General features: G+C 47.0%; 1 protein-coding gene. It reads left to right on the top strand.

The features are described 5' to 3' along the window. Positions 1–575, top strand: a 575-nt coding sequence (locus KH893_RS11555) for a glutamine amidotransferase-related protein (protein WP_281166248.1), incomplete at both ends; no start/stop codon positions are given.

The following is a 575-nucleotide window of genomic DNA, read 5'->3' as shown; positions in this document are numbered from 1 at the left end:
ATCAGCGGAATCGATACACGGGCTTTAACCAAAGAAATCAGAGAGTTTGGTGTTATGAAGGCCTGCCTTATCGATCAAATAAACGGGACTAGTTTAAAAGAATTACAAACCAGCCGTTTTTCTGATCAGCAGGTTAAAGAGGTGGCCAGCCGGACTGCCTACCAGGATCCTTCCGATGGACCGACGATCGCCGTGATCGATTTCGGTCTGAAGAATTCTATTCTGTTTTCTTTGGCAAAAAGGCATTGCAATGTGATTGTCTTTCCTCCCGATACATCGGCCAAAAAGGTTTTAGCCGCCAACATCGACGGTGTCCTGCTGTCCAACGGACCGGGCAATCCCAATTCGGCAGCTTACGCGCTTCCGTTGATCAGAAGCCTGCAAAAAGCAAAGCCTATGTTTGGAATTTGTTTGGGCCACCAGCTTTTTGCCCTAGCTAACGGAGCTTTAACTTATAAGATGAAATTCGGTCACCGCGGTTTTAATCATGCGGTTAGATCGCTTGATTCCAAGCGTTTGGATTTTACGGCCCAAAACCACGGTTATGCCGTTGATGAAAAGTCCCTGGCCAATAC

The organism is Liquorilactobacillus sicerae (assembly GCF_029916425.1).
Classification (GTDB): Bacteria; Bacillota; Bacilli; order Lactobacillales; family Lactobacillaceae; genus Liquorilactobacillus; species Liquorilactobacillus sicerae.
The sequence above is the reverse complement of the archived record's forward strand: the minus strand, read 5'-3'. Positions and strand labels throughout refer to the sequence as shown.